23 protein-coding genes are annotated in these 22632 nt (G+C 64.6%); 14 read left to right on the top strand and 9 right to left on the bottom strand.

Features of this window, described 5'->3' with window-relative positions; translation table 11 throughout:
• Window positions 1-83 precede the first annotated feature (83 nt).
• On the top strand, window positions 84-1106 hold the full coding sequence (locus tag KHO49_RS27155; RefSeq protein WP_110595772.1) for a sensor domain-containing diguanylate cyclase: 1023 nt from the start codon (window positions 84-86) through the stop codon (window positions 1104-1106).
• Between the two features lie 15 nt (window positions 1107-1121).
• Here the strand turns inward: KHO49_RS27155 and KHO49_RS27150 are convergent, their stop codons facing one another.
• From KHO49_RS27150 to KHO49_RS27135, 4 genes are all read right to left on the bottom strand, one after another.
• The gene (locus KHO49_RS27150) at window positions 1122-1544 is read right to left on the bottom strand and encodes an NUDIX hydrolase (protein ID WP_102879813.1); all 423 of its coding nucleotides are present in this window, start codon (window positions 1542-1544) and stop codon (window positions 1122-1124) included.
• Between the two features lie 31 nt (window positions 1545-1575).
• The gene (locus KHO49_RS27145; protein WP_213666170.1) at window positions 1576-1914 is read right to left on the bottom strand and encodes an FKBP-type peptidyl-prolyl cis-trans isomerase; all 339 of its coding nucleotides are present in this window, start codon (window positions 1912-1914) and stop codon (window positions 1576-1578) included.
• 76 nt (window positions 1915-1990) lie between these two features.
• A complete protein-coding gene (locus KHO49_RS27140) occupies window positions 1991-2398 on the bottom strand; it encodes an Imm10 family immunity protein (RefSeq protein ID WP_102880088.1) in 408 nt (135 codons plus the stop codon).
• A gap of 22 nt (window positions 2399-2420) precedes the next feature.
• Window positions 2421-2870, bottom strand: coding sequence for a DUF4265 domain-containing protein (locus KHO49_RS27135; RefSeq protein ID WP_249735873.1), 450 nt, complete (start codon window positions 2868-2870; stop codon window positions 2421-2423).
• 170 nt (window positions 2871-3040) lie between these two features.
• On the opposite strand from KHO49_RS27135, the gene KHO49_RS27130 reads away from it, so the two are divergent.
• Both KHO49_RS27130 and KHO49_RS27125 read left to right on the top strand, forming a co-directional pair.
• Window positions 3041-3640 carry a LemA family protein gene (locus tag KHO49_RS27130; RefSeq protein ID WP_213666169.1) on the top strand — a complete coding sequence of 200 codons (600 nt, stop codon included), beginning with the start codon at window positions 3041-3043 and terminating at the stop codon, window positions 3638-3640.
• A gap of 27 nt (window positions 3641-3667) precedes the next feature.
• Window positions 3668-4678 carry a M48 family metallopeptidase gene (locus KHO49_RS27125; protein WP_102879816.1) on the top strand — a complete coding sequence of 337 codons (1011 nt, stop codon included), beginning with the start codon at window positions 3668-3670 and terminating at the stop codon, window positions 4676-4678.
• 5 nt (window positions 4679-4683) lie between these two features.
• On the opposite strand, the gene KHO49_RS27120 is transcribed toward KHO49_RS27125, so the two are convergent.
• From KHO49_RS27120 to KHO49_RS27105, 4 genes are all read right to left on the bottom strand, one after another.
• Complete coding sequence (locus KHO49_RS27120) at window positions 4684-5937, bottom strand: OprD family porin (RefSeq protein ID WP_213666502.1); 1254 nt, start codon at window positions 5935-5937, stop codon at window positions 4684-4686.
• Window positions 5938-6028: 91 nt separating this feature from the next.
• Window positions 6029-7333, bottom strand: coding sequence for a CitMHS family transporter (locus tag KHO49_RS27115; protein ID WP_110595774.1), 1305 nt, complete (start codon window positions 7331-7333; stop codon window positions 6029-6031).
• 139 nt (window positions 7334-7472) lie between these two features.
• Entirely contained in the window at window positions 7473-8798 is a 1326-nt protein-coding gene (gene dctA / locus KHO49_RS27110) for a C4-dicarboxylate transporter DctA (protein WP_110653456.1), read from the bottom strand.
• A gap of 43 nt (window positions 8799-8841) precedes the next feature.
• Window positions 8842-9924 carry a 4-oxalomesaconate tautomerase gene (locus tag KHO49_RS27105; protein WP_213666168.1) on the bottom strand — a complete coding sequence of 361 codons (1083 nt, stop codon included), beginning with the start codon at window positions 9922-9924 and terminating at the stop codon, window positions 8842-8844.
• 170 nt (window positions 9925-10094) lie between these two features.
• On the opposite strand from KHO49_RS27105, the gene KHO49_RS27100 reads away from it, so the two are divergent.
• The 4 genes from KHO49_RS27100 to KHO49_RS27085 all read left to right on the top strand — a co-directional run bounded on the left by KHO49_RS27100 (window position 10095) and on the right by KHO49_RS27085 (window position 15365).
• Window positions 10095-10985, top strand: coding sequence for a LysR family transcriptional regulator (locus KHO49_RS27100; RefSeq protein ID WP_213666167.1), 891 nt, complete (start codon window positions 10095-10097; stop codon window positions 10983-10985).
• Window positions 10986-11174: 189 nt separating this feature from the next.
• Window positions 11175-12998 carry a monovalent cation:proton antiporter-2 (CPA2) family protein gene (locus KHO49_RS27095; protein ID WP_102864377.1) on the top strand — a complete coding sequence of 608 codons (1824 nt, stop codon included), beginning with the start codon at window positions 11175-11177 and terminating at the stop codon, window positions 12996-12998.
• 202 nt (window positions 12999-13200) lie between these two features.
• Window positions 13201-14307: a DNA alkylation repair protein gene (locus tag KHO49_RS27090; protein ID WP_213666166.1), complete on the top strand. Its 1107-nt coding sequence runs from the start codon at window positions 13201-13203 to the stop codon at window positions 14305-14307.
• Window positions 14308-14324: 17 nt separating this feature from the next.
• A complete protein-coding gene (locus KHO49_RS27085; RefSeq protein WP_102864375.1) occupies window positions 14325-15365 on the top strand; it encodes a DUF6602 domain-containing protein in 1041 nt (346 codons plus the stop codon).
• 140 nt (window positions 15366-15505) lie between these two features.
• Here the strand turns inward: KHO49_RS27085 and KHO49_RS27080 are convergent, their stop codons facing one another.
• Complete coding sequence (locus KHO49_RS27080) at window positions 15506-16057, bottom strand: cytochrome b (RefSeq protein ID WP_110653459.1); 552 nt, start codon at window positions 16055-16057, stop codon at window positions 15506-15508.
• Between the two features lie 210 nt (window positions 16058-16267).
• Here KHO49_RS27080 and KHO49_RS27075 point away from each other — a divergent pair, with 210 nt between their 5' ends.
• From KHO49_RS27075 to KHO49_RS27045, 7 genes are read left to right on the top strand one after another with little or no spacing between them, the layout of a single operon-like run.
• Window positions 16268-16945: a thermostable hemolysin gene (locus KHO49_RS27075; RefSeq protein WP_102879825.1), complete on the top strand. Its 678-nt coding sequence runs from the start codon at window positions 16268-16270 to the stop codon at window positions 16943-16945.
• On the top strand, window positions 16935-18416 hold the full coding sequence (locus KHO49_RS27070; RefSeq protein ID WP_213666165.1) for an AMP-binding protein: 1482 nt from the start codon (window positions 16935-16937) through the stop codon (window positions 18414-18416). Before KHO49_RS27075 ends, KHO49_RS27070 begins: the two co-directional genes overlap by 11 nt.
• Entirely contained in the window at window positions 18413-19087 is a 675-nt protein-coding gene (locus tag KHO49_RS27065) for an iron-containing redox enzyme family protein (protein ID WP_213666164.1), read from the top strand. The genes KHO49_RS27070 and KHO49_RS27065 overlap by 4 nt, the downstream gene beginning before the upstream one ends.
• Window positions 19074-19883 (top strand): SDR family oxidoreductase, encoded by an 810-nt coding sequence (locus KHO49_RS27060; RefSeq protein WP_213666163.1) that lies wholly within the window; start codon window positions 19074-19076, stop codon window positions 19881-19883. The genes KHO49_RS27065 and KHO49_RS27060 overlap by 14 nt, the downstream gene beginning before the upstream one ends.
• Window positions 19880-20524 (top strand): tetratricopeptide repeat protein, encoded by a 645-nt coding sequence (locus tag KHO49_RS27055; RefSeq protein ID WP_213666162.1) that lies wholly within the window; start codon window positions 19880-19882, stop codon window positions 20522-20524. The genes KHO49_RS27060 and KHO49_RS27055 overlap by 4 nt, the downstream gene beginning before the upstream one ends.
• A 22-nt stretch (window positions 20525-20546) precedes the next feature.
• Window positions 20547-21209 (top strand): response regulator, encoded by a 663-nt coding sequence (locus KHO49_RS27050; protein ID WP_102864368.1) that lies wholly within the window; start codon window positions 20547-20549, stop codon window positions 21207-21209.
• A complete protein-coding gene (locus KHO49_RS27045) occupies window positions 21206-22618 on the top strand; it encodes an ATP-binding protein (RefSeq protein ID WP_102879830.1) in 1413 nt (470 codons plus the stop codon). The genes KHO49_RS27050 and KHO49_RS27045 overlap by 4 nt, the downstream gene beginning before the upstream one ends.
• Window positions 22619-22632 lie beyond the last annotated feature (14 nt).

The raw sequence follows: 22632 nt of genomic DNA, 5'->3' as shown, positions 1-22632 counted from the left end.
CTGTGGGAAGCACGCCATGAATTAACATAGCCAAGTGCTATCCACCCCTCAGGACCACCCTCTTCCATGCTGTCCAGAATCCGATGATTGCTGTCTGGCCCCTGCTGTGTCTGTCCCTGTTGCTGGCCCTGCTGGCGTTGTGGCTGTTGCGCCGCGAACGCCGCGCCCAGGCCCAGTTGCGTGTCTATCGCAAACTCGCCGAAGGCGTGCCCGACGATGCCGAGCGCTTCAAGCGCAGCCAGTACTTCGCACGCATCGGCACCTGGGACTGGGAAGTGGACACCCAGCGGCTGTACTGGTCGGAAGCCATCTACGGCATGTTCGGCTTCAAGGTCGGCGAAGTGGTGCCCTCCTACGAACTCTTCTGCTCCTGCGTGCATCCGGACGATCGCGAACGGGTGCGCGCCGGCGAATTGCGCTGCCTGGAAACCGGCGAGAACCATGACGAGGAATACCGCGTCGTCTGGCCCGACGGCAGCATCCACTGGCTGCGGGAAACCGGCAACGTGGTGAAGAACGTGCACGACACCACCATCAAGATGATGGGGGTGGTACGGGACATTACCGATGAGAAAGTCTCCACCAGCCAGTTGCAGCAACTGGCGCATTTCGATCCGCTGACCGGCCTGCCCAATCGCCTGATGCTGGAACAGCGCCTGTCCCGGGCCCTGGAGCAGGCGCGTCACAATCAGACCCGGGTGGCCCTGGTGTTCGTCGACCTCAACGGTTTCAAGGCGATCAACGACCAGTACGGCCACGCTGCCGGCGACCGGGTCCTGAGCGCCACGGCCCGGCGCCTGCAAGGCATCCTGCGCACCAGCGACACCGTGGCGCGGATCGGCGGCGACGAATTCGTGGTGATTCTGGAGGGGCTGTCCCCGGGGCTCGACCTGGAGGAAGAAGCCCGGCGCATCGGCGAAAAGATCTTCAATGAACTGTCGCCTCCAGTGGAGGTGGACAGCCATCGCCACAGCATCGGCAGCAGCCTGGGCGTGGCGGTGTTTCCCGACCATGCCGGGCGCATGGACCAGTTGCTGCACGTCGCCGACCTGGCGATGTACGAGGCCAAACGCAGCGGCAACAACCAGTACCGCCTGGGGCAGTAATACCGCCAGCCTTGCCTAGGCGTCGCGGACCGCGCCCAGCAAGCGCTCCTGCAGCAAGCCCAGGGCCGCTTGAAACAGCGGATGCCATTGGGCCGACGGCGGGCTGGCCAGGGGATGCCAGAAAAACTCGAACTGATGGCCGCCATCATCCGCGGTGAAATGGGTCCAGCTCTCGGGCAGTGGCACCCGCACCCGGCACTCATGAAAGGCCCACACCTGGCCAGAAAACCCCGAGTGCCAAAGCCCGAGAAAGCGGCTTTCCTCGGCCTGGACGCCAGCCTCTTCCGCCAGCTCGCGGACCGCCGCAGCGGCCGTCGACTCTCCCGCCTCCACCGTGCCCTTGACCAGTTGCAGACCGGCCAGCGGGTGGCGAAAGGCCAAGACCTCAAGTTCAGTGGTGTGGCGCAGCACCACCGGGCAAGCCTTGTTGGCGGGCATCGACCTCGCTTGTGCAGTTCGCGCCTGCACCTCAATCGTCACGGGTCAGCACTTCCAGCAACTCGATCTCGAAGATCAGGTTCGAGTTGGGCGGGATCGCCCCCATGCTGCGCTCGCCGTAGCCCAGGTGCGCCGGCACCAGCAGTTTGCGCTTGCCGCCCACTTGCATGCCCATCAGGCCCTGGTCCCAACCCTTGATCACCCGCCCGGTGCCGATCACGCACTGGAACGGCTTGCCGCGATCGTAGGAGGAATCGAAACTGCTGCCGTCCTCCAGAAAGCCCCGGTACTGGGTGGTGATCAAAGCGCCCTTGACCACCGCCTTGCCGTCGCCCAGCTGGATATCGATCACCTGCAATGGGTCACTCATGCTTCACTCCCGTTCAAACATTGCCCCGACACGGGACTGCGGCGCGCTTTTTCGCAGAATTGCCGCTGCTTGGCAATCACTGCGCTGCAGCCGCCCCGTGCTGGACCTGGACCGCTGTGTCGGTGCCCAGAAACATCTCGCCGAACGCCGCCTCGACCTCCTCGACGCTGGCCAGCCCGGCATCCCAGCTGACTTCAAGGTTGGGCAAGGCACGGCACCAGTCCAGGGTGCTGGAAAAGTGCAGGGTCAAATGCCCCGGCGCCAATTGCAGGCGCTCGATACCACCGTAGCCGGCCACGTCCTGCCCGCCCAGTTCTACATAGTAGGTGTCCATGCCCAGTTGCCGATCCTGCTCGTCAACGCATTCGGCACGCTGCAGCAGCAGGTAATGCCCTGGCTGTTGCCCATCGTCGGCAAAGCCCAGTATCCGGACCTCGTCCTCAGTGCAGGCACTGTAGGTGGTTGCATGAAACTTCAGGCTCATCAGCATCTGCTCCTTTTAACGCTCACTGGCGCAACAACCCGGACTCATAGTCCAGCCAACCCTGTTCAAAGCATGCCTGCAGGTAGTCCAGCACGCTGTCCAGCAGCACCGAGGCCGGCACATTGATTGAGTAGAAGGCCTTGCTCATGCCCTCCCAACGGCAGCCCAGGGCATTGATCCGTTCCAGCACCTCGGACGTCCGGGCCCGGCCGGTTTCAAAAAACACCAGGCGCAGCGTGCTGTTGCCACTGCTGCGTTCGATCTGCTTGAACCACTTCAAGCCATCGTCCTGCACCTGGACTGCGACGTCGTCCTCGTAACAGACATCCGGGGAATAGAAGGGAATATTGGCGACTCGGTACAGACCGTCAGGCTGCTGTTGCGCCCAGACCCCTTCGCTGGCGACCGGTGGATAGTCGTCGACCACCGTCAACCTGAGCATGATCTTGTCCATCACCTGTCCCTGGTTCATTGAATAAAAAACGCCCGCCCGGCCTTGAGGCCGACGCGCGCCGAGCGCTTTTTCGCAGAATTGCCGGCCCGTGGCAATCCTTGAATGGCAGTGTGGCAAAGGTCTGTCACTGCCCGGGACGTTTCCGTTAACATGGCCGCCCTCACGCCCCACCCCGATAAGGACATCCCATGGCCACCGCCGATATCGTCGCCCTGGTGCTGCTCGCCGCTCTGGCGCTGTACCTGGTCAGTCTCTACAACCGTCTGACGACCCGGCGCAACCGCCTGCGCAATGCCTTCGCCCAGATCGAAGTGCAACTCAAGCGCCGCTACGACCTGATTCCCAACCTGCTGGAGACCGTCAAAGGCTACCTGCAGCACGAGCGCCAGACCCTGACCGCCCTGGCCGAGGCCCGCAACAGTGCCCGGGACAGCCTGCAAGCCGCCGCCGCGCAACCCGGCGACAGCGCGCGCATCGCCCGCCTGGGCCAGGACCAGGGCGCCCTGGACCAGGTCCTCGACCGCCTGCACCTGAGCCTGGAGGCTTACCCGGAACTCAAGGCCTCGCAGAACATGGCGCAGCTCAGCGAAGAGCTCACCAGCACCGAGAACAAGGTCGCCTACGCGCGCCAGGCCTTCAACGACGCCGTGACCGACTACAACCTGTGCAAGCAACAAGTGCCGGCGCTGTTTTTCGCCGGGCTGTTCGGCCATCGCGCCGATGCCGCCCTGCTGCAATTCGCCGACAGCGCGAAGATCCAAGACGCCAGCAAAGTGTCCTTTCAATAACCCCGCCGCCTGCCCCCGGAAGCTTGCATGAAGTTCTTTCAACACCAGGCCCGTGCCCGGCGCCACACCCTCAAACTGCTGCTGTTGATGACCCTGGCGGTGACCACCCTGGTCAGCCTCAGCAGCCTGGGGCTGGGCCTGTTGTGGCGCGAGCTGAATCAGCAGTACGGCCAGCCCAAGGTACTGAACTGGACCGTGGTCGCGGTCATAGCAGTGCTCATGCTCGTGGTGGTGGTGCTGGGCAGTTGGTACAAGACCTGGCGCCTGCGGGCCGGCGGCAAGGTGATCGCCGAGCACCTGGGCGGACGCCTGATCAACGACTCGCCACGGGGCAGCGAAGAACAGCGCCTGCTGAACATCGTCGAGGAAATGGCCCTGGCCTCGGGCGCCACCCTGCCGGCCGTGTATGTACTGCCGGAAGACGCGATCAATGCCTTCGCCGCCGGACTGACCCCGCAGCAGGCGGTACTCGGAATCACTCGCGGTGCCCTCATCCATCTGGACCGCGACGAATTGCAGGGCATGGTCGCCCATGAGTTCAGCCACATTTACAACGGCGACATGCGCCTCAATACCCGCCTACTGGCAGTGATCCACGGCCTGCTGGTGTTCAGCCTGGCGGGCATCGCGGTGCTGCGCCAGGCTGAAAAGCAGCACCTGGGCAGCGACCGCCACCGCTTCTTCTGGCAGATCATTTTCGCCGTGCTGGGCCTGGCCCTGCTGGTCTTCGGCTCCCTGGGCAGCTTGCTGGGCAATATGATCAAGGCCGCCATCTGCCGCCAGCGCGAGTTTCTTGCCGATGCCTCGGCAGTGCAGTTCACCCGCAACCCCCAGGGCATTGCCGGCGCCCTGAAAAAGATCGGCGGCAGCAGCGCCGGTTCACGCCTGCGCGCCTTTGCCGCCGCGCAGTACAGCCACCTGTATTTCCACCAGGGGGTGAAACTGCGCCTGGAACGCCTGTTCGCCACCCACCCGCCGCTGGCCGCACGCATCCAGCGCCTGGACCCGCAGTGGGATGGGCGCTTCAAGCCGCTGTAAATGCGCTACCAAAGGGCAATGTCGTAAGTGATGTAGAGGCGGTTGCTGTCGCGTCCCCGGGAGTAGTCGGAGCGATACACATAATTGCGCAGCTTCACCCCCAGCCCCTTGAGCGAGCCTTGCTGGAGTACATACGCCAGTTCGGCGTCTCGCTCCCACTCATCGACCCGAGTCCCGGACTTGCCGTCATTGCCGCTCAGGTAGCGTGAGCTGAACGTCAGGCCGGGGACACCCAGGCTGGCGAAGTTGTAGCCATAGCTGAGCATCCAGGTCTTCTCGCCCTCTTCGATGAACTTGCCGATACCGGCGTTACTGAAGGAGTAGACCGTGGCGCCGCTGATATACGGCAAACCCGCATCGCCACTGAGGTGCTGATAACCACCGCCAAGGGAATGCCCGGCGATGGCGTAGGTCAATTGGCCGCTGAGCATGCGGTTGGCGATCTTGCCGTCAAAGGCCGCGCCTGAATCGGCACTGCGGAAGTAGCGCAGATCGCTGGTCAAGGTCCCCTGCCCCAGCGCCAGGTCATGTTGCAGGCCGACAAAGTCCTGCCGATAGAAGTTCTCAAGCTCGCCATGGAAATAGCTCAGGCGCAGGTTCTTGCTCCACTTGTACTCGGCTCCGCCATAACGGAAGTCCCCGGACTGGCCGCCGCTGTAACCGTCGGGCACCAGCCCCACGCTGTCGGTGGAGTCCCGCAGTTTGAAGCGCTGCAGATAACCGCCGGTCAAGCTCAGGCCGTCGATATCCGTGCTGGTGAGCTGGGTGCCCTGATAGGTCTGCGGCAACAGACGGGCATCGTTGTAGACCAGCACCGGGGTCTTGGGCAGCAAAGTGCCGTACTTGAGGGTGGTCTTGGCCAGCCGCACCTTGGCCGTGGCGCCGGCACTGGCAAATTCGCCCGCGGCGCGACCGTCGTCGTGCACCGGCAGCAGCCCGGTGCCACTGCGGCCCTTGCCGGAATCGAGCCGGACACCCAGCAGCCCCAGGGCATCGACCCCGAACCCCAGGGTGCCGGGGGTGAACCCGGACTGATAGTCAAGCAGGAAGCCTTGAGCCCATTCCGTGCGCTCGCTCTTGGCAGTGCGCGCAGCCTTGGCGCTGAGGCCGTGTTCGTCGCGGAAGTTTTCGTTGAAATAAACGTTGCGCAATTGCAGCTTGAGGCTGCTGTCATCGTTGAAATCAGCGGCCTGAAGCCCGGCCACGGGTGGCAGGCTCAAGCAGGAAAATACCGTTGCGCGAATCAGCAAATGGCTCATGTCGTACTTCTCGTTGTTGTTATTCAAGGCGCAGTTCGCCAAGCGCCCCGCCAGCAGGCGCGCCAGGCCACAAAAGAGGGTTTCGAAGCAATCAGACGAACAGGGTCAGGGCACCGGTCAGCAAGGCCAGGGCGGTAATGACCAGGGAGGTCAGCACGGCCCACTTCACCGTGGCTTTCTGGAAGTCGCCAATGTCACGGTCCACCATGCCCACCAGCAGCAGGGTCGAGGCCACCAGCGGACTCATCAGGTGCACCGGCTGGCCGAGGATCGAGGCGCGGGCGATTTCCAGGGGAGAAATGCCATAAGCCGCCGCCGCGTTGGCCAGGATCGGCACCACGCCGAAGTAGTAGGCGTCGTTGGACAGGACGAAGGTCAACGGCATGCTGGTGAGCGCCACCACCAGCGGGAACAGGTGACCCCAGGAGGGCGGAATCCAGTCCACCAGGGTCTGTGCCAGGGCATCGACCATCTTGGTGCCGGAGAAGATCCCGGCGAAGATCCCCGCGGCGAAGACCAGCAGCACCACGGTCATGGCGTTGCCTGAATGGGCAAGAATGCGCTCCTTCTGAATATCCAACTGCGGGTAGTTGATCATCAGCGCCAGGACAAAACCGATCAGGAACAGCACCGCCGAGTGCATCAGGCCCAACACCAGCGCGGTCATCACCGCCACCACCAGCAGCAGGTTGACGTAGGCCAGCCTGGGCCGCTTGTGCGGCGTGTCTTCCAGAATCGCCTGGATGTAGCAGTCACCGCCACCGCTTTGCAGCTGGGTATTGCCGATACGCTTGCGCTCGGCCCGGCCCAGCAGGTAGGCGGTAAACACCACCCAGGCGGCGCCGCCGATCATGGTCGGCAACAGCGGCACGAAGTACTCGCCGGCATCCAGACCAAGAGCGGCGATGGCTCGGGTTGCCGGCCCGCCCCACGGGGTCATGCCGCTCATGATGCTCAGGGACAACATGGCAATGGTGGCGAGGATCATCGGGTTCATGCCGATGCGCTTGTACAACGGCAGCATGGCCGCGCAGGTAATCATGTAGGTGGTGGTGCCGTCGCCGTCCAGGGCGACCACCAGCGACAGCAACGCGGTGCCGATGGCGATCTTGATCGGGTCGCCATTGACCCGCTTGAGAATCTTGCGGATCAGCGGATCGAACAGCCCCGAATCGATCATCAAGCCGAAGAACAGAATGGCGAACAACAACAGCGCCGCCGACGGCGCGACCATTTTCAGGCCGTCGAGCATCATCTTGCCGGTGCTGCCGGCAAACCCGCCGAGCAGCGCAAAAACGATAGGCACCAGCGTCAAGGCGACGATGGGCGACAGGCGCTTGGTCATGATCAGGACGGTAAAGACCACCACCATGGCGAGGCCGAGTAAAGCGAGCATAAGTCGATTCTCTTGTTTTTATGATGAGCATGACCGGCGCGCGGGCGCACGGCCACCCGAGCACCGGACACCCCGTTCAAGGGCGCCCGGCGCAGGTGTTGAGTCGGTACTTGGGGTAAAGCGGTAGTGCCTGGCGGGTCTAGCCGAGCTTGCTCGCCAGAGCGGCCGCGGGGCTGTCATCGGCGGCAGCGGCCTGAGCCGCAAGCGGCTGGCCATCGAGCGTGCGCAACAGCACCTGGCGGTCGCAGGCCTGCTCCGAGAGGGCGATCACCACCGTCGCCACGGCGTTGCTCGCCAGGCTGGTCAAGGCCCGGGCCTCGGACATGAAGCGATCGATGCCGATCAACAACGCCAGGCCGGCCAGGGGAATGTCATGAATCACCGTCAGGGTCGAGGCCAGCGCCACGAAACCGCTGCCGGTCACCCCGGCGGCGCCCTTGGACGACAGCAGCATGATCGCCAGCATGGTGACGATCTGGCCGGCGCTCAGCTCGATGTTGCACGCCTGGGCAATGAAGATCGCCGCCAGGGACAGGTAGATCGCCGTACCGTCGAGATTGAACGAATAGCCGGTAGGCAGCACCAGCCCCACCACGCTTTTCTTGCAGCCCAGGGCCTGGAGTTTTTCCAGCATGCGCGGCATCACCGGCTCCGTGGACGAGGTACCGAGCACCACCAGGAACTCCTCGCGCAGGTAGCGCAACAGCTTCCACAGGCTGAAGCCGTTTGCCCGACAAATGCCGCCCAGGACCACGCAGACAAAGAAACCGCAGGCGACGTAGAGGGTCATGATCAGCTTGGCCAGGGCGCCCAGGGAGGTGATGCCGTACTGGCCCACGGTAAAGGCCAGGGCGCCAAAGGCGCCGACCGGCGCGAAACGCATCAGGTAGGAAAAAATCTTGAACACCATCTGCGAGGCCGACTCCAGCACCTCCAGCACCGGCTTGCCGCGCTCGCCCAGGGACGACAGGGCAAACCCGCACAGCACCGCGATAAACAGCACCGGCAGCACCTCGCCCTTGTTGAAGGCGCCAATGAAGGTCTCGGGGATGATGTGCATGAAGAACTCCACCACCCCCAGCTTGGCTGCCGAATCGGTGTACTGGGACAGGCCCTGGGTGTTCAACCGGGTGGGGTCGATGTTCATCCCCGCGCCGGGCTGGAACAGATAGACCGCCGCCAGGCCGATGCACAGGCTGATCAGGGTCAGGCCCAGGAACAGCAGCATGGTCTTGCTCAGCAGGCGGCCCAGGGAACGCTTGTCGCTCATGCCAGCGATGCCGGTGACGATGGTGCAGAACACCACCGGGGCGATCATCATCTTGATCAGCTTGATGAAGGCATCTCCCAGAGGCTTCAGGGCAATGGCTTGCTGGGCCCAGAAGTGCCCCACCAGAACCCCGAGGAACACCGCACAGAGGATCTGGAAGTAGAGCGATTTAACAACTTTCATGGCATCACCCATTTTTAGAATTGTTCTGATGCAACCGGGATCGACAGCGCGTCAACTACCCGGCAAGGCGTTGTGAAACAGGCGCGTAGACATACCCGGAAAATAACCGGCGAGCGGTGCGGACCACCGAGGCGCGGATGGTCTCGGGGCGGGTGCCGCTGTAGGACAATACGACATCTATTGCCCCGCTGGGGTGTTCGATACGGACCTTTTGCAGGCGCGGCTCGCTGATCCCGCCCAACATCTCGGCCACCACACTGCCGGCGGTGACACAGGCGGTAGCCAGGCCGATGGAGCCGGTAATGGCCAGGGCTCGATGGCAGTTGTGGGGCATGAAATAGCGCACCGCCAGGGTGCCCCCGGACTGGGCCCGGGACACCAGGACCGGCTTGGGAATCACTTTGTCGCTGACATCCCCCAGGCCCATGGCCAGGCCGGCCTTCACCCGCAGGCTTTCCAAACGCTGGAGAAAGTCCGCGTCGGCGTCCAGCTCGGCCGGGCTTTCATCGCCGCGCTTGCCCAGGCAGGCCGCCTGCACCAGCACCATGGGCATGGCCATGTCGATGCAGGTCACGGCAATGCCGTCGATCAAATCCTGGGGCTGGCCCGTGGGGAACAACTGGCCGGTCTTGCTCCCGGCGGCATCGAGAAAGGTCAGGGCCACCGGCGCCGCGCTGCCCGGCACGCCGTCAATGGTGGTATCGCCTTCGTAGCTGACCTTGCCATCGGGAGTCTGGACCTGGGCATTGACCAGGGTGCCGGTGTTGAGGTTGCGAATCCGCACCTGGGTCTGTGCCCCCGTGGCCTTGACCAGCCCCTGTTCGATGGCGAAGGGCCCCACGGCGCAGAGCATGTTGCCGCAGTTGGGTGCGGTATCGACCCGCCGCTGGGACACCATGACCTGGACGAACAGGTAGTCGACATCGGCGTCCGGGTGCAGCGACGGACTGACGATCGCCACCTTGCTGGTTTGCGGGCTGCCACCGCCGATGCCGTCGATTTCCAGCTCGTGGCCGGAGCCCATCAGGTTGAGCAACAGCTCATCACGCTCGGACACGGCCACCGGCAGATCCCAGGCCAGAAAAAACGGCCCTTTGGAGGTGCCGCCGCGCATCAACACACAAGGAATTCGTTGCATGAACACTGACTCTTGTTGATCAATCGAGGTAATTGATGTTCTGGGCACAAGAGTGTCAGGGATTAAAAAGTGTTTCCAATGCAAAAATCAGAGACATTATTGCGTTTCATGCATGAATTAAATATCGTGTCCGGCAGCGTTCCACCCGACTCCTGCCTTGAGAAACCCGCATGGAATATGAGCTTCAGGACATCAGATCTTTCGTGAAAATCGCCGAACTGGGGAGTTTTCACGAAGCGGCCGACGCCTTGCACCTGTCCCAGCCGGCCCTGAGCCGACGCATGAAGAAGCTCGAAGAGGGGCTGGGCACCGCCCTCCTCGACCGCACCACGCGCAAGGTCAGCCTGACCAGCGTCGGTCGCGATTTTCTACCCAAGGCCCGACGCCTGCTGGACGACTTCGACGACTCGATCCTCAACATCCGTGAGCTGGCAGAACGGCAGATCGGTCAGGTGACCCTGGCCTGCATCCCCACGGCGGCCTTCTACTTCCTGCCGTCGGTGATCCGCCTGTACAACCATCGCTACCCGAAAATCCGCATCCGTCTGCTCGATCTCAGTGCCAACGAAGGCCTTGAAGCGGTGCTGCGCGGCGAAGCGGACTTCGGCATCAACATGATGAGCGGCCAGCACCCGGACATCGAGTTCGTGCCACTGGTCAACGAGCCCTTTGTCCTGGCCTGCCGGCGTGACCACGAACTGGCCAAGCGCAGCTCGGTGACCTGGTCGGAACTGAGCGACTACCGCTTGATCGGCGTCGGTCGCCTGAGCGGCAACCGCATGCTGCTGGACCATGCCCTGTCCGGCTTGAGCTGGCGGCCCCAGTGGTTCTACGAGGTGCAGCACCTGTCCACGTCGCTGGGCATGGTGGAGGCCGGCCTCGGGGTGTCGGCGATGCCAAGCCTGGCCATGCCGGCCGCCGATCACCCGACCCTGGTCAGCGTTCCGCTGACCGACCCCGTGGTCAATCGCACCCTGGGCCTGGTGTATCGACGCGGCGCATCGCTGTCGCCGGCGGCGGAAAAATTCGTGGCGATCCTGCTGGAGCAGTGGCCGCACTGACCGGCGCGCCCCTCCAACTCCCCCCTCTCCAGCCTCCCTCCTACTCCGACGTGCCTTGCAGGGCGCACCGCCAGTCTCAGAACATCCACGCCGTTTTTATCCGGGCGCAGACTGGCAACAGCCATCCGCTGATTGTCACCGGCGAGCCTTTATCATCCACTGCGCCCCGTTCTCCCTGGAGTCCCCCCGATGCCCCATGAAGGCAACCTGCTACAAGCCGCCGTCGTGTTCCTCTGCGCCGCCGTGCTGATCGTGCCCCTGGCCAAGCGCCTGCAACTGGGGGCCGTGCTCGGCTACCTGCTGGCCGGGGTGCTGATCGGCCCCTCGGTGCTGGGGCTGGTGGGCAATCCGCAAAGCGTCAGTCACATCTCCGAGCTGGGGGTGGTGCTGTTGCTGTTCATCATCGGCCTGGAGCTGTCGCCCAAGCGCTTGTGGGTGATGCGCAAGGCGGTGTTCGGCGCTGGCTTGGCCCAAGTGTTGTTGACCGGCACAGTGATCGGCGTGGTGGCGCTGTTTCTGTTCGGCCAATCGCTGAACAGCGCCATCGTGCTGGGCCTGGGCCTGGCCCTGTCATCCACCGCCCTGGGCCTGCAAAGCCTGGCCGAACGCAAGGAGCTGAACAGCCCCCACGGGCGCATGGCCTTCGCCATCCTGCTGTTCCAGGACATCGCCGCCATTCCGCTGATCGCCATGGTCCCGGTGCTGGCCGGCAACGATCACCACACCAGCAGCGCCGAGGATCTGCGTCACGGCCTGCAAGTGCTGGGCAGCATCGCCGTGGTGGTGGTGGGCGGGCGTTACCTGCTGCGCCCGGTGTTTCGCATCGTGGCTCGCACCCGCTTGCCGGAAGTGTCCACCGCCACCGCCCTGCTGGTGGTGATCGGCACCGCCTGGCTGATGGATCTGGTGGGCGTGTCCATGGCCCTGGGCGCCTTCCTCGCCGGCCTGCTGCTGGCGGACTCGGAATACCGCCATGAGCTGGAAGCGCAGATCGAACCCTTCAAGGGCCTGCTGCTGGGGCTGTTCTTCATCAGCGTCGGCATGGGCGCCAATATCAGCCTGCTGCTCAGCGCGCCCATCGCGGTGCTGGGCCTGACCCTGCTGCTGATCGGCCTCAAGCTGCCGCTGCTGTTTGTGGTCGGGCGGCTGGCCGGCGAGCTCAATCGCGAGAGCGCGGTGCGCCTGGGCGTGGTGCTGGCGGCCGGCGGTGAATTCGCCTTCGTGGTGTTCAAGATCGGTCGCGACCAGGGCCTGTTCGAGGCCCGCCTGCATGACCTGCTGGTGCTCACCATTACCCTGTCCATGGCCCTGACCCCGCTGCTGTTGCTGGCCTGCTCGCGCTGGCTCAAGCCCAAGGCCAAGCCCCTGGAAATGCCCGCCGAATACCGCCAGATCGATGCCGACAGCCCGCGGGTGGTGATCGCCGGCATGGGCCGCATGGGGCAGATCGTGGCGCGTATCCTGCGGGCGCAGAAAATCCCCTTCGTCGCCCTGGACACCTCGGTGGACACCATCGAACTGATCCGCAGTTTTGGCGGCATGCCGGTGTTCTACGGCGACCCCATGCGCCCGGAAATCCTCAGCGCGGCCAAGGTCGGTACAGCGGAGTACTTCGTCATCGCCACCGATGACCCGGAAACCAACATCAAGACCGCCGAACAAGTGCGCAAGCTCTACCCGCACCTGAAGATCATCGCCCGGGCGCGCAACCGCCAGCACGTGCACCGGCTGATGGACCTGGAGGCCCAGGCCGTGCGGGAAACCTACTACTCCAGCCTGGAAATGAGCCGCCGCACCCTGGTGGGCCTGGGGCTCAGCCAGGCCCAGGCCGACTCGCGAATCCAGCGCTTCACCCAGCACGACGAACAACTGCTGGCGGCCCAGCACGCGGTCTACGACGACGCTGCCAAAGTGCTGCAGAGCGCCCAGGAAGCCCGAGCCGAACTGGCCCGACTGTTCGCCGCCGACGAGCAGGACGAGCAGATCGAGAGCCCGCTGCCGCCGATGCGCTGACGGCGCTTCAGACAACACCGCGTGGGAGCCGGCTTGCTGGCAAACAGGCCACTGAACCTTGCCTCGACCCCAGGGACTGCTTGGCTGGCCAACCAGCGACTGGGGACGGCAGGTTGTGGTGGTGGCCAGCGACTACCGACAGATTCTGTCAGGAGCGGTTGTGTAAAGTGGACGCCGCCTCGCCACTGAACGGATACACCCCATGAGCTCAAGCCAGCAGAACGCTCCCGCCCTCAAGGAGATCTTCAACCAGGAACGCCTGGAACACATCGCCGAGCAGATGCACGCGGTGTATCCAGACTTCCAGCGCCAGGCATTCTTGCGGCTGGCCAGCCAGGATCTGCCCCAACTGTCGCTGATGCAGCGCCTGGCCCGGGTCAGCGACAGCCTGCATCAGGTGCTGGACCTGGACTACGCCACCAGCCTCGAGCTGTTGCGCCAACTGGCGCCGCGCCTGAACAGCCGCTTTGTGTGCATCTTCCTGCCCCATTACGTGGCCAGCTACGGCCTGCATGACTTCGAACTGTCCATGGCGGCGCTGAAGTACTTCACCGGGTTTGGTTCATCCGAGTTCGCCGTGCGCCACTTTCTGCGCCAGGACTGCCAGCGCACGCTGGCCGTGCTGCAGGAGTGGGCCACCGACAGCGATGAACACGTGCGTCGCCTGGCCAGCGAGGGCAGCCGTCCGCGCCTGCCCTGGTCGTTTCGCCTGGAACAGCTGCAGGCCGACCCGCAGTTGGCGGCGCCGATCCTCGAACGCCTGCGCAACGACCCCAGCCTGTACGTGCGCAAATCCGTGGCCAATCACCTCAACGACATCACCAAGGAGCACCCGCAATGGGTCCTGGAACGCCTTGAAGGCTGGCCCCTGGAGCAACCCCACAGTGCCTGGATCGCCCGTCATGCCTTGCGCAGCCTGATCAAGCAGGGCGACCGCCGGGCCCTGGCGATCATCGGGGCCGGGGCCCGGGCTGAAGTCGAGGTCAGCCGCTTCCAGGTGGCTCCCGGGCAATTGCGCCTGGGGGACAGCCTCAACCTGTCCCTGACCCTGGTCTCCACCAGCCCCCGCCACCAGCGCCTGGTGGTGGATTACGCCATCGACTACGTCAAGGCTTCAGGCGCCACGGCGAGCAAGGTGTTCAAGCTCAAGACCTTCACCCTGCAAGGCCTGGCCCGGGTGGACCTGGGCCGCAGCCAGCAGATCCGCGAACTGACCACCCGCCGTCACTATCCCGGACGCCATGGCGTGCAGTTGCTGGTCAACGGCGAACCCCTGGCCACCAGCCATTTCGACTTGCTCATCCCCTGACATTCAAGGAAGACCGCGTGGCAATCATCAGCAAATGGGCGAAATCCATCGCCCGGGTCCTGGAAAGCAGTTTCAGCGTCAGCAGCACCATCGCCAGCCACTCCGGGGTCCTTGGCGACGCCCGGGAGAGTTTCATCCGTGACGTCCTCAAGCGTTTTCTACCGAGCAACATCAGCATCGGTGCCGGACAGATCATCGACGCCCAAGGCGGCATCTCCAAGCAGATCGACCTGATCATCTACCGCAACGATTTCCCCACGCTGCGCACCTTCGGCTCGGCCGACGTGTACCTGATCGAAGGGGTGATCGCCACCGTGGAGGTCAAGTCCCAGCTCAACGAAAAGAGCCTGTTCGAGGCCCTGGAGAACGGCAAGTCGGTGCGCAACCTCAAGCCCTCGGTGCTGCGCCATTCCCTCGACGAGTACAGCGCGCGCATCTATGACCGCGACTATCAGAACCTCACGGTCTCGCAGATGAATTCGGTCATGGGCCTGGTGCTGCCGCCAGCGTATGTGTACGGCTATCGAGGCTATCCCGGCGCCAGCCTGGAGCAACTGCGCAACAGCCTGAACACCTGGCACAACCTCCCCGACCGTGCCGGTGAACTGGACGTGACCCTGATGCCCGAGGTCATCGCCACCCAGGGCTGTGTGACCCTGAAGAACCTCAACAACCACCTGGCCCTGCCCCGGCCCGGCGCTGCCGACCTCGAAGCCTGTCGCCAGAGCTACAACACGGCCATGTCCAGCAGCATGAGCAAGCAGGAATTCTTCGCCTGCTTTCGCGAAAGCAACGCTGAGAGCTTCGACTACGGCATCGCCATCAAGGCCTACGAAACGCCGCTGCAGTACCTGATTTCCAGCTTGCTGGAGGCAGTGACCTCACGCATCGGCTACCAGCAACTGGGGGGGACGGCGATCCAGTACAACCTGTTGAAATACCACCTGAGTGAAGAGATGGAGGGCGGCTGGTCCGGCGCCGCGATCAACCTGACCCGGGTGCGTGATCCCAAGCTGGATCTGGCGGGCAAGTTCGGCCTGTGGAAGGCCAGGACCTGAAGCCATCGACAGCCCCCACAGACCGTCCCCCCGCAGGAGCCGGCTTGCGGCGAAAGCGATCCTGAGGACGCCGTGGAGAATCGGCAGACCGCGGCGCGGCGGTTCGCTGGCCAGCCGGCGCCTGCCGGCCACGTCGTATTTCAGCGCCGTGCACCCGGCAGCATGCGCTTGAGGGTGTTGTCGCCTACCCAGTAGTGGTGGAACAGCCCGGCCACGGCATGCAGGCCGATCAGCCAGTAGCCGGCGTTACCCAGTTGCTCGTGCCAGTGCTTGAAGAATCGCGCCTGATCAGGGTCCACCGTCACTGGCGCGGCCGGCAGGAAGAACTCGAAGTAAGGCACCGGCTTGCCCGCCGCCGAGAGCATCAGCCAGGCCAGCAGCGGCGTGGCAATCATCAGTGCATAAAGGACCAGGTGCATCAGGTGCGACAGCCCGGTCTGCCAGGCAGAGGGCGCCGGCAAGATCGGCGGTCGCGGTTGCAGGCGGGCCACCAGGCGAATCCACACCAGGGCGAAGATGCTGATGCCGAACAGGCTGTGCAGCCCGAGAAACAGCCCCCGGGCCGTACTGCCCTTGGGCATCAGGCCCTTGAGTTCGATGCAGGCATAGACGCCGACGAACAGCGCCAGCATCAGCCAGTGCATCAGGATCGACAGTCGCGCATAACGCGATGGTACGGATTGAGCAGTCATACACAGTCCTCACGGTGGTTCGGGACGCCCGAGTCATTCAGGTCGTCGCGGGGCCCGCGCAACGCCTTTTGTCGCTCGGGTGGGCCACCTTGTGTTGCCAGCCTTAAGGCAACCTGAAGAGCGCAAAAAATGTCTTTTGGCCATCTTCAGACTTCGTTAAGAAAGCCTGCCGATACTCCTCCCCAACATGCCTCGGGAGGCTCTGCATCCATGCCTGGTTTTGACTGGAACATCCATCTGCCCCTCAACTTCGGCCGGGACTGCGCCACGGCCCTGACCCTGGCCCGCAGCCTGCCCGGGGAGGTTCAGCGCCCCGTCTTCGAAACCTACGTCAGCCAGCGATTCCAGCAGGTCCACGGCGCCACCATCCGTCAGTTCATGCCGGAGCTGTTCGGCTTGAGTGATCCCCAGGGCGCGCTGTGCGCCGTCGCCGGGGTGCGCCTGGCCAGCAGCGGCCCGCTGTTTCTGGAACGTTATCTGGATGCACCGATCGAGGAGTTGATCGACTTCGCCGCCCAGCGCCCGACGGCGCGTCAGGGCGTGGTGGAAGTGGGCAACCTGGCGGCCAGCGACACCGGCAGCGCACGCCTGTCCATCATCGCCATCACCTGGCTGCTGGCCATGGGTGGCCTGGAGTGGGTGGCGTTCACCGGCAACATCGGCCTGGTCAACAGCTTTCATCGCCTGGGCCTGCGCCCCTTGACCCTGTGCGCGGCCGACCCCGAGCGCCTGGGTGAAGAGCGGCATCACTGGGGCAGCTACTACCAAAGCCAGCCATCGGTACACGTGGGCAGCATCCGCGCAGGCTTCATCCACTTGCGCAACATGGGGATGTTCAACCGCCTGGGCCTGCCGGAGTCATTCGAGGAGAACACCCATGTCGCCTGAAGTGCAGCGCTTCAAGGAAGCACTACGCAAGCACGCCGAAGAAAAGGCCGTCCACATTGCGCTCTGGGGCGATCGCCTGCGCCTGGACTACGCCACCCTGTATGCCGAGGTGATCGACCGCCAGCAACGGCTGCGCGAGGCACAGGTAAACGTGCTGGCCCTGGCCCTGGACAACGGCCCGGAACTGCTGCTCTGGGACCTGGCTGCCCTGTTCGAGGGCCTGACCTGCCTGACCCTGCCGCCCTTCTTCAGCGCTGCCCAGCGCCAGCACTGCCTGGAACAGAGCCGCGCCGAGCTGCTGCTGGCCGAAGACGGCCAAGAGGCGCCACTGCAAGCCGCCGGGTATGAGCGCCAGGGCGAATTCTGGCGCCGACGCTTCGATGGACCCTCAATCCTGCCGCCAGGCACCGCGAAACTGACCTTCACCTCCGGCACCACCGGCACCCCCAAAGGCGTGTGCCTGGGCGCCGACAGCCTGCTGCGGGTGGCCCGGGAGCTGGAACAGGCCAGTCACTCCAGCAACCCGCGCCATCACCTGGCGCTGCTGCCCCTGGGGATTCTCCTGGAAAACCTGGGCTGCTACGCCGCGCTCTATGCCGGTGCCACCCTCAGCCTGCCGAGCCAGAAAACCCTGGGCATCCAGGGCGCCAGCGGGGTCGACGCGCCCACCTTGCTCGGCTGTCTGGTCCAGCGCCAGCCCGAAAGCCTGATCCTGGTGCCGCAGTTGTTGCTGTTGTTGGTGGGGGCCGCCGAACAGCGCCTGTTCAATCCCGCCAGCCTGCGCTTTGCCGCCGTGGGCGGGGCCAAGGTCTCGCTGGAGCTGCTGCAACGCGCCCAGCGCCTGGGCCTGCCGGTGTACGAGGGCTATGGCCTGTCGGAGTGCGCCTCGGTGGTGTGCCTCAACCGTCCCGGCGCACACCGCACGGGCAGCGTCGGCCAGCCCTTGCCCCATGTCCGAGTGCACCTGGCAGCCGACGGCGAGGTGCTGATCGAGGGCTCACTGCTGCTGGGCTACCTGGGTGAACCCGAGCGGGTCGAGCGCGGGTGGCACAGCGGCGATATCGGTGAGTTCGACAGCGATGGCTACCTCTATCTCAAGGGCCGCAAGAAGCACCAGTTCGTCACCAGCTACGGGCGCAACGTCAACCCTGAATGGGTCGAAGCCGAACTGACCCAGCGCAGCCATATTGCCCAGGCCTTCGTCTACGGCGAGGCCCTGCCTCGCAACCATGCCCTGCTCTGGCCCCATCGGCCGGACTGCAGCGACAGCCAACTGGCCGCCGCCGTGGCCCAGGCCAACGAGGCTTTGCCGGACTACGCCCAGGTCCACCACTGGACCCGCCTGCAGCAACCCTTCACCCCAGCCAACGGCCTGCTCACCGCCAACGGCCGGCCTCGCCGCGAGGCCATCGTTGAACGCTACCGCGACCTGCTCTGCCCTACTGTTCATTCCGAGGAATCATCGTCATGAGTTTTTTCGACCAACTGCAAGCCGCCACCTCCCGGGAACGGGAACAGCTGTTCAGCCTGCCGATCATTCGTGAAGCCCTGGCCGGCCAGGTCAGCCTTGAGGGCTACCGGGCATTCCTGACCCAGGCCTACTACCACGTGCGCCACACCGTGCCGCTGATGATGGCGTGCGGCGCACGCCTGCCGGAACGTCTGGAATGGCTGCGCGGCGCGGTGTGCGAGTACATCGAGGAGGAGTACGGCCATGAACAGTGGGTGCTCAACGACATCGTCGCCTGCGGCGGCGACCGTCTGGCGGTTCGCGATGGCCGCCCGGCCCTGGCCATCGAGTTGATGGTGAGCTTTCTCTATGACCTGATCGCCCGGGACAATCCGGTGGGACTGTTCGGCATGGTCAACGTGCTCGAAGGCACCAGCATCGCCCTGGCCACCCTGGCCGCCGGCAGCATCCAGGACAGTCTGCAACTGCCCCAGAGCGCCTTCAGTTACCTGGCCTCCCACGGTTCCCTGGACATCGAGCATATGCAGACTTACAAGCGCCTGATGGACCGTCTCGACGACCCTGCCGACCAGGCCGCAGTGATCCATGCCTCGAAGGTGGTCTACCACCTGTACAGCGAGATGTTCCGCGGTCTGCCACGTGTCGGGGAGCGCGCCCATGCGCCTGCCTGAAACCCGCGCCGTGCTCACCGGGGCCAGTGGCGGCATCGGCCTGGCCATCGCCGAGGCCCTGTGCGCCAGTGGCGCCCAGGTACTGGCCGTGGCCCGGCACAAAGAACCCCTGGAGCCGCTGCTGACGCGTTACCCGAACCAACTGTGCTGGGTCTCGGCGGACCTGACCTTTCTCAGCGACCGGCGCAAGGTGCTGCTGGCCGCCGAGGCCATCGGTAGCGTCAACCTGCTGATCAACGCCGCCGGAATCAATCACTTCGCCATGCTCGAACAGCTCGAAGACGCCGAGATCAACGCCATGCTGGCGGTCAACATCGGCGCACCGATGTGCCTGACTCGCCTGCTGCTACCGCTGTTGCAACAGGCTTCCAGCGCCATGGTGGTGAACGTCGGCTCCACCTACGGCTCCATCGGCTACCCCGGTTATGCCGCCTACTGCGCCAGCAAGTTCGCCTTGCGCGGTTTCTCCGAGGCCCTGCGCCGGGAACTGGCGGACACCCGGGTCAACGTGCTCTATGTGGCGCCGCGAGCCACCCGCACCAGCATGAACAGCCCCGCCGCCCAGGCCTTGAACGATGCCTTGAAAAGCAACGTCGACGATCCGCAGACCGTGGCCAGCGCGGTGGTCCACGCCATCGCCGGCGACCACCGCGAGTTGTACCTGGGCTGGCCGGAACGTTTTTTTGTCCGCCTCAACAGTCTGCTGCCCAACCTGGTGGACCGCGGCCTGCGTAAACACCTGCCGCTGATCCGGCGGCTGAGTATCCGATCCGAACGGGAGCACGAAAAACCATGAAGAACCTGATCAGCGCACTGTTGCTGGGCTGTTTGAGCCTGCCCACCTGGGCCCTGGATACGGCGGACCAGCAACGTCTCGGCGTCATCCAGCAAGGCTGGGCGCACATTCAGTACCAGGTGCCGGCCGAGCAACGAGCCGCCGCCTTTGAACAGCTGGCCACACAAACCCGGGCCTTTACCCAGGAGCGCCCGGCGGTCGCCGAAGCCTGGATCTGGTCGGGCATCGTCACCAGCAGTTGGGCCGGAGCCCAGGGCGGGCTGGGGGCCTTGAGCAAGGTCAAGGCAGCCAAGGCCGACCTGGAACGGGCGCTGAATCTGGACCCCAAGGCCCTGCAGGGTTCTGCCTACACCAGCCTGGGTGCGCTGTATGATCGCGTTCCTGGCTGGCCCATCGGGTTCGGCGACGCCGACAAGGCCGAGGAGCTGCTCAAGCAAGCCTTGCAGCAAAACCCCGACGGCCTGGATAGTCTGTACTTCTGGGGTGACCACCTGTATCGCCAGGGCCGCTACGGCGAGGCCCGGGTCGCTTTGCTCAAGGCATTGCAAGCTGCTCCGCGCCCCGGGCGGGAAGTGGCCGACAAGGGCCGGCACGAAGAGATCCAGGCGCTGCTGGCCGAGGTGGGCAAGAAAATCAAATGATCCAGACAGGACAGGAGTCGTTGTGCGCTTACTACTGATCGAGGACGACCAGCCCCTGGGCGAAGGTATCCACCAAGCCTTGACTCGCGAAGGCTACACCGTGGACTGGCTCAAGGACGGCAGCAGCGCGTTGCATGCGCTGCTCAGCGAAACCTTCGACCTGGCCTTGCTCGACCTTGGCCTGCCGCGCCTGGATGGACTGCAAGTGCTCAAGCGCCTGCGCGACAGTGGCTCGACCCTGCCGGTGCTGATTCTCACCGCCCGGGACGCTACCGAGGACCGTATCGCCGGCCTGGACGCCGGCGCCGACGACTACCTGATCAAGCCCTTCGACCTGGACGAACTCAAGGCCCGGCTGCGGGCCCTGCTGCGGCGCAGTGCCGGGCGCGCCCGGGTGCTGATCGAGCACGCCGGCATCAGCCTCGACCCTGGCACCCAGCAGGTGCACTACCACGGCGAGCCGGTGGCCCTGACACCCAAGGAGTACCAGCTGCTCTACGAACTGCTCTCGCCGCCGGGTCGGGTGATGACCCGCGACCGCCTGGTGCAGTTGCTCTACGGCTGGAATGAAGAGGCCGAGAGCAACACCCTGGAAGTGCACATCCACCATCTGCGCAAGAAGTTTTCCGCCGACCTGATCCGCACCATTCGCGGGGTCGGTTATCTGGTGGAGGAGCGTCGATGAATTCGATCCGCCGACGCACCCTGACCCTGATCATCGGTCTGCTGTTCGCCGGCCTGCTGATTCTGACGACCTTCAACCTGCACGACAGCAACCACGAGATCGACGAGGTCTACGACGCCCAACTGGCGCAACATGCCCGGCTGCTGCTGGGCATCATGCGCATGCCCAACAGCAGCGCCGAGCAGGCCCAGCTGTATCACGCCTTCAACCTGGCACTGAGCCAGGCCATGCCCCAGGTCGACGGTCACCCCTACGAAAGCAAGATCGCCTTCCAGGTGTGGGACCGCAAAGGCAGCCTGCTGGTGCGTACCACCAGCGCCCCCGCCCTGGCGGTGCAGCCGCTGGCGCCAGGGTTCGGCAATGAACAGGACGGCAACGACCATCAGTGGCGCACCTTCATCCTGGATGATCAGGATTCCGGGCTGCGGGTCTGGGTCGGCGAGCGAGTCGATGTGCGCAGTGACCTGGTCAACCGCATCATGCGCCACACCCTGTGGCCCAATGTGGTCGGCAGCCTGCTGCTGGTGCTGATGATCTGGCTGGCCATCGGCTGGGGCCTGCGCCCCCTGGCCAATATGGCCGCCCTGCTCCGGGCCCGGCCCAGCGGTTCCCTGGAACCCTTGCACCTGGAACCGCTGCCCAGGGAACTGGAACCCATGCAGGCTGCCCTCAACCGCATGCTGACGCAGATTCAGGAACTGCTGGGCCGCGAGCGGCGCTTCATTGCCGACGCCGCCCATGAGCTGCGCACGCCCCTGGCGGTGTTGCGCGTGCACGCGCAGAACCTGTTGCAAGCCGGCACCGAACAGGAACGCCGGGCCTCCCTGGAATCGCTGATCCTGGGCGTCGACCGCGCCGGGCGCCTGGTCAACCAGTTGCTGACCATGGCCCGCCTGGAACCCAAGGCGCAGATGCCCAGCGAGCAGACCGTGGACCTGGCCCACACCGTGCGCGAGAGCCTGGTGCAACTGACCCCATGGCTGCTGAACAAGGGCCTGGAGCTGTCCTTCGAGGTGGACGAGCGTCCCTATCCGGTTCGCGCTGAAGCGGCCTCCATCGATATTGCCCTGAATAACCTGATCAGCAACGCGGTGAACTTTTCACCGGCCAATGGCGTGATCAGCGTGCGCCTGACCCAGGTCGACGAACACTTCGAACTGAGCGTGGAAGACCAGGGCCCGGGCATCGATGAAGGGGAACGCGAGCGGCTGTTCGAGCGCTTCTACAGTCGCGGCAACGTCCACGGCGCCGGCCTTGGGCTGACCATCGTCAGCGTCATCGCCCGCCACCTGGGGGGCCGGATCAGCCTCGACAACCTGCCCCAGGGCGGCCTGCGCGCGACCTTGTCGATTCCCTGCCAGCAACCGCTGCGGCTGGGCAGCGCCTGGACGGCGCGCCGCGAGCCATAGCCCATGGGCGGGCG

The organism is Pseudomonas sp. RC4D1 (assembly GCF_018390395.1).
Classification (GTDB): domain Bacteria; phylum Pseudomonadota; class Gammaproteobacteria; order Pseudomonadales; family Pseudomonadaceae; genus Aquipseudomonas; species Aquipseudomonas danubii.
The sequence above is the reverse complement of the archived record's forward strand: the minus strand, read 5'-3'. Positions and strand labels throughout refer to the sequence as shown.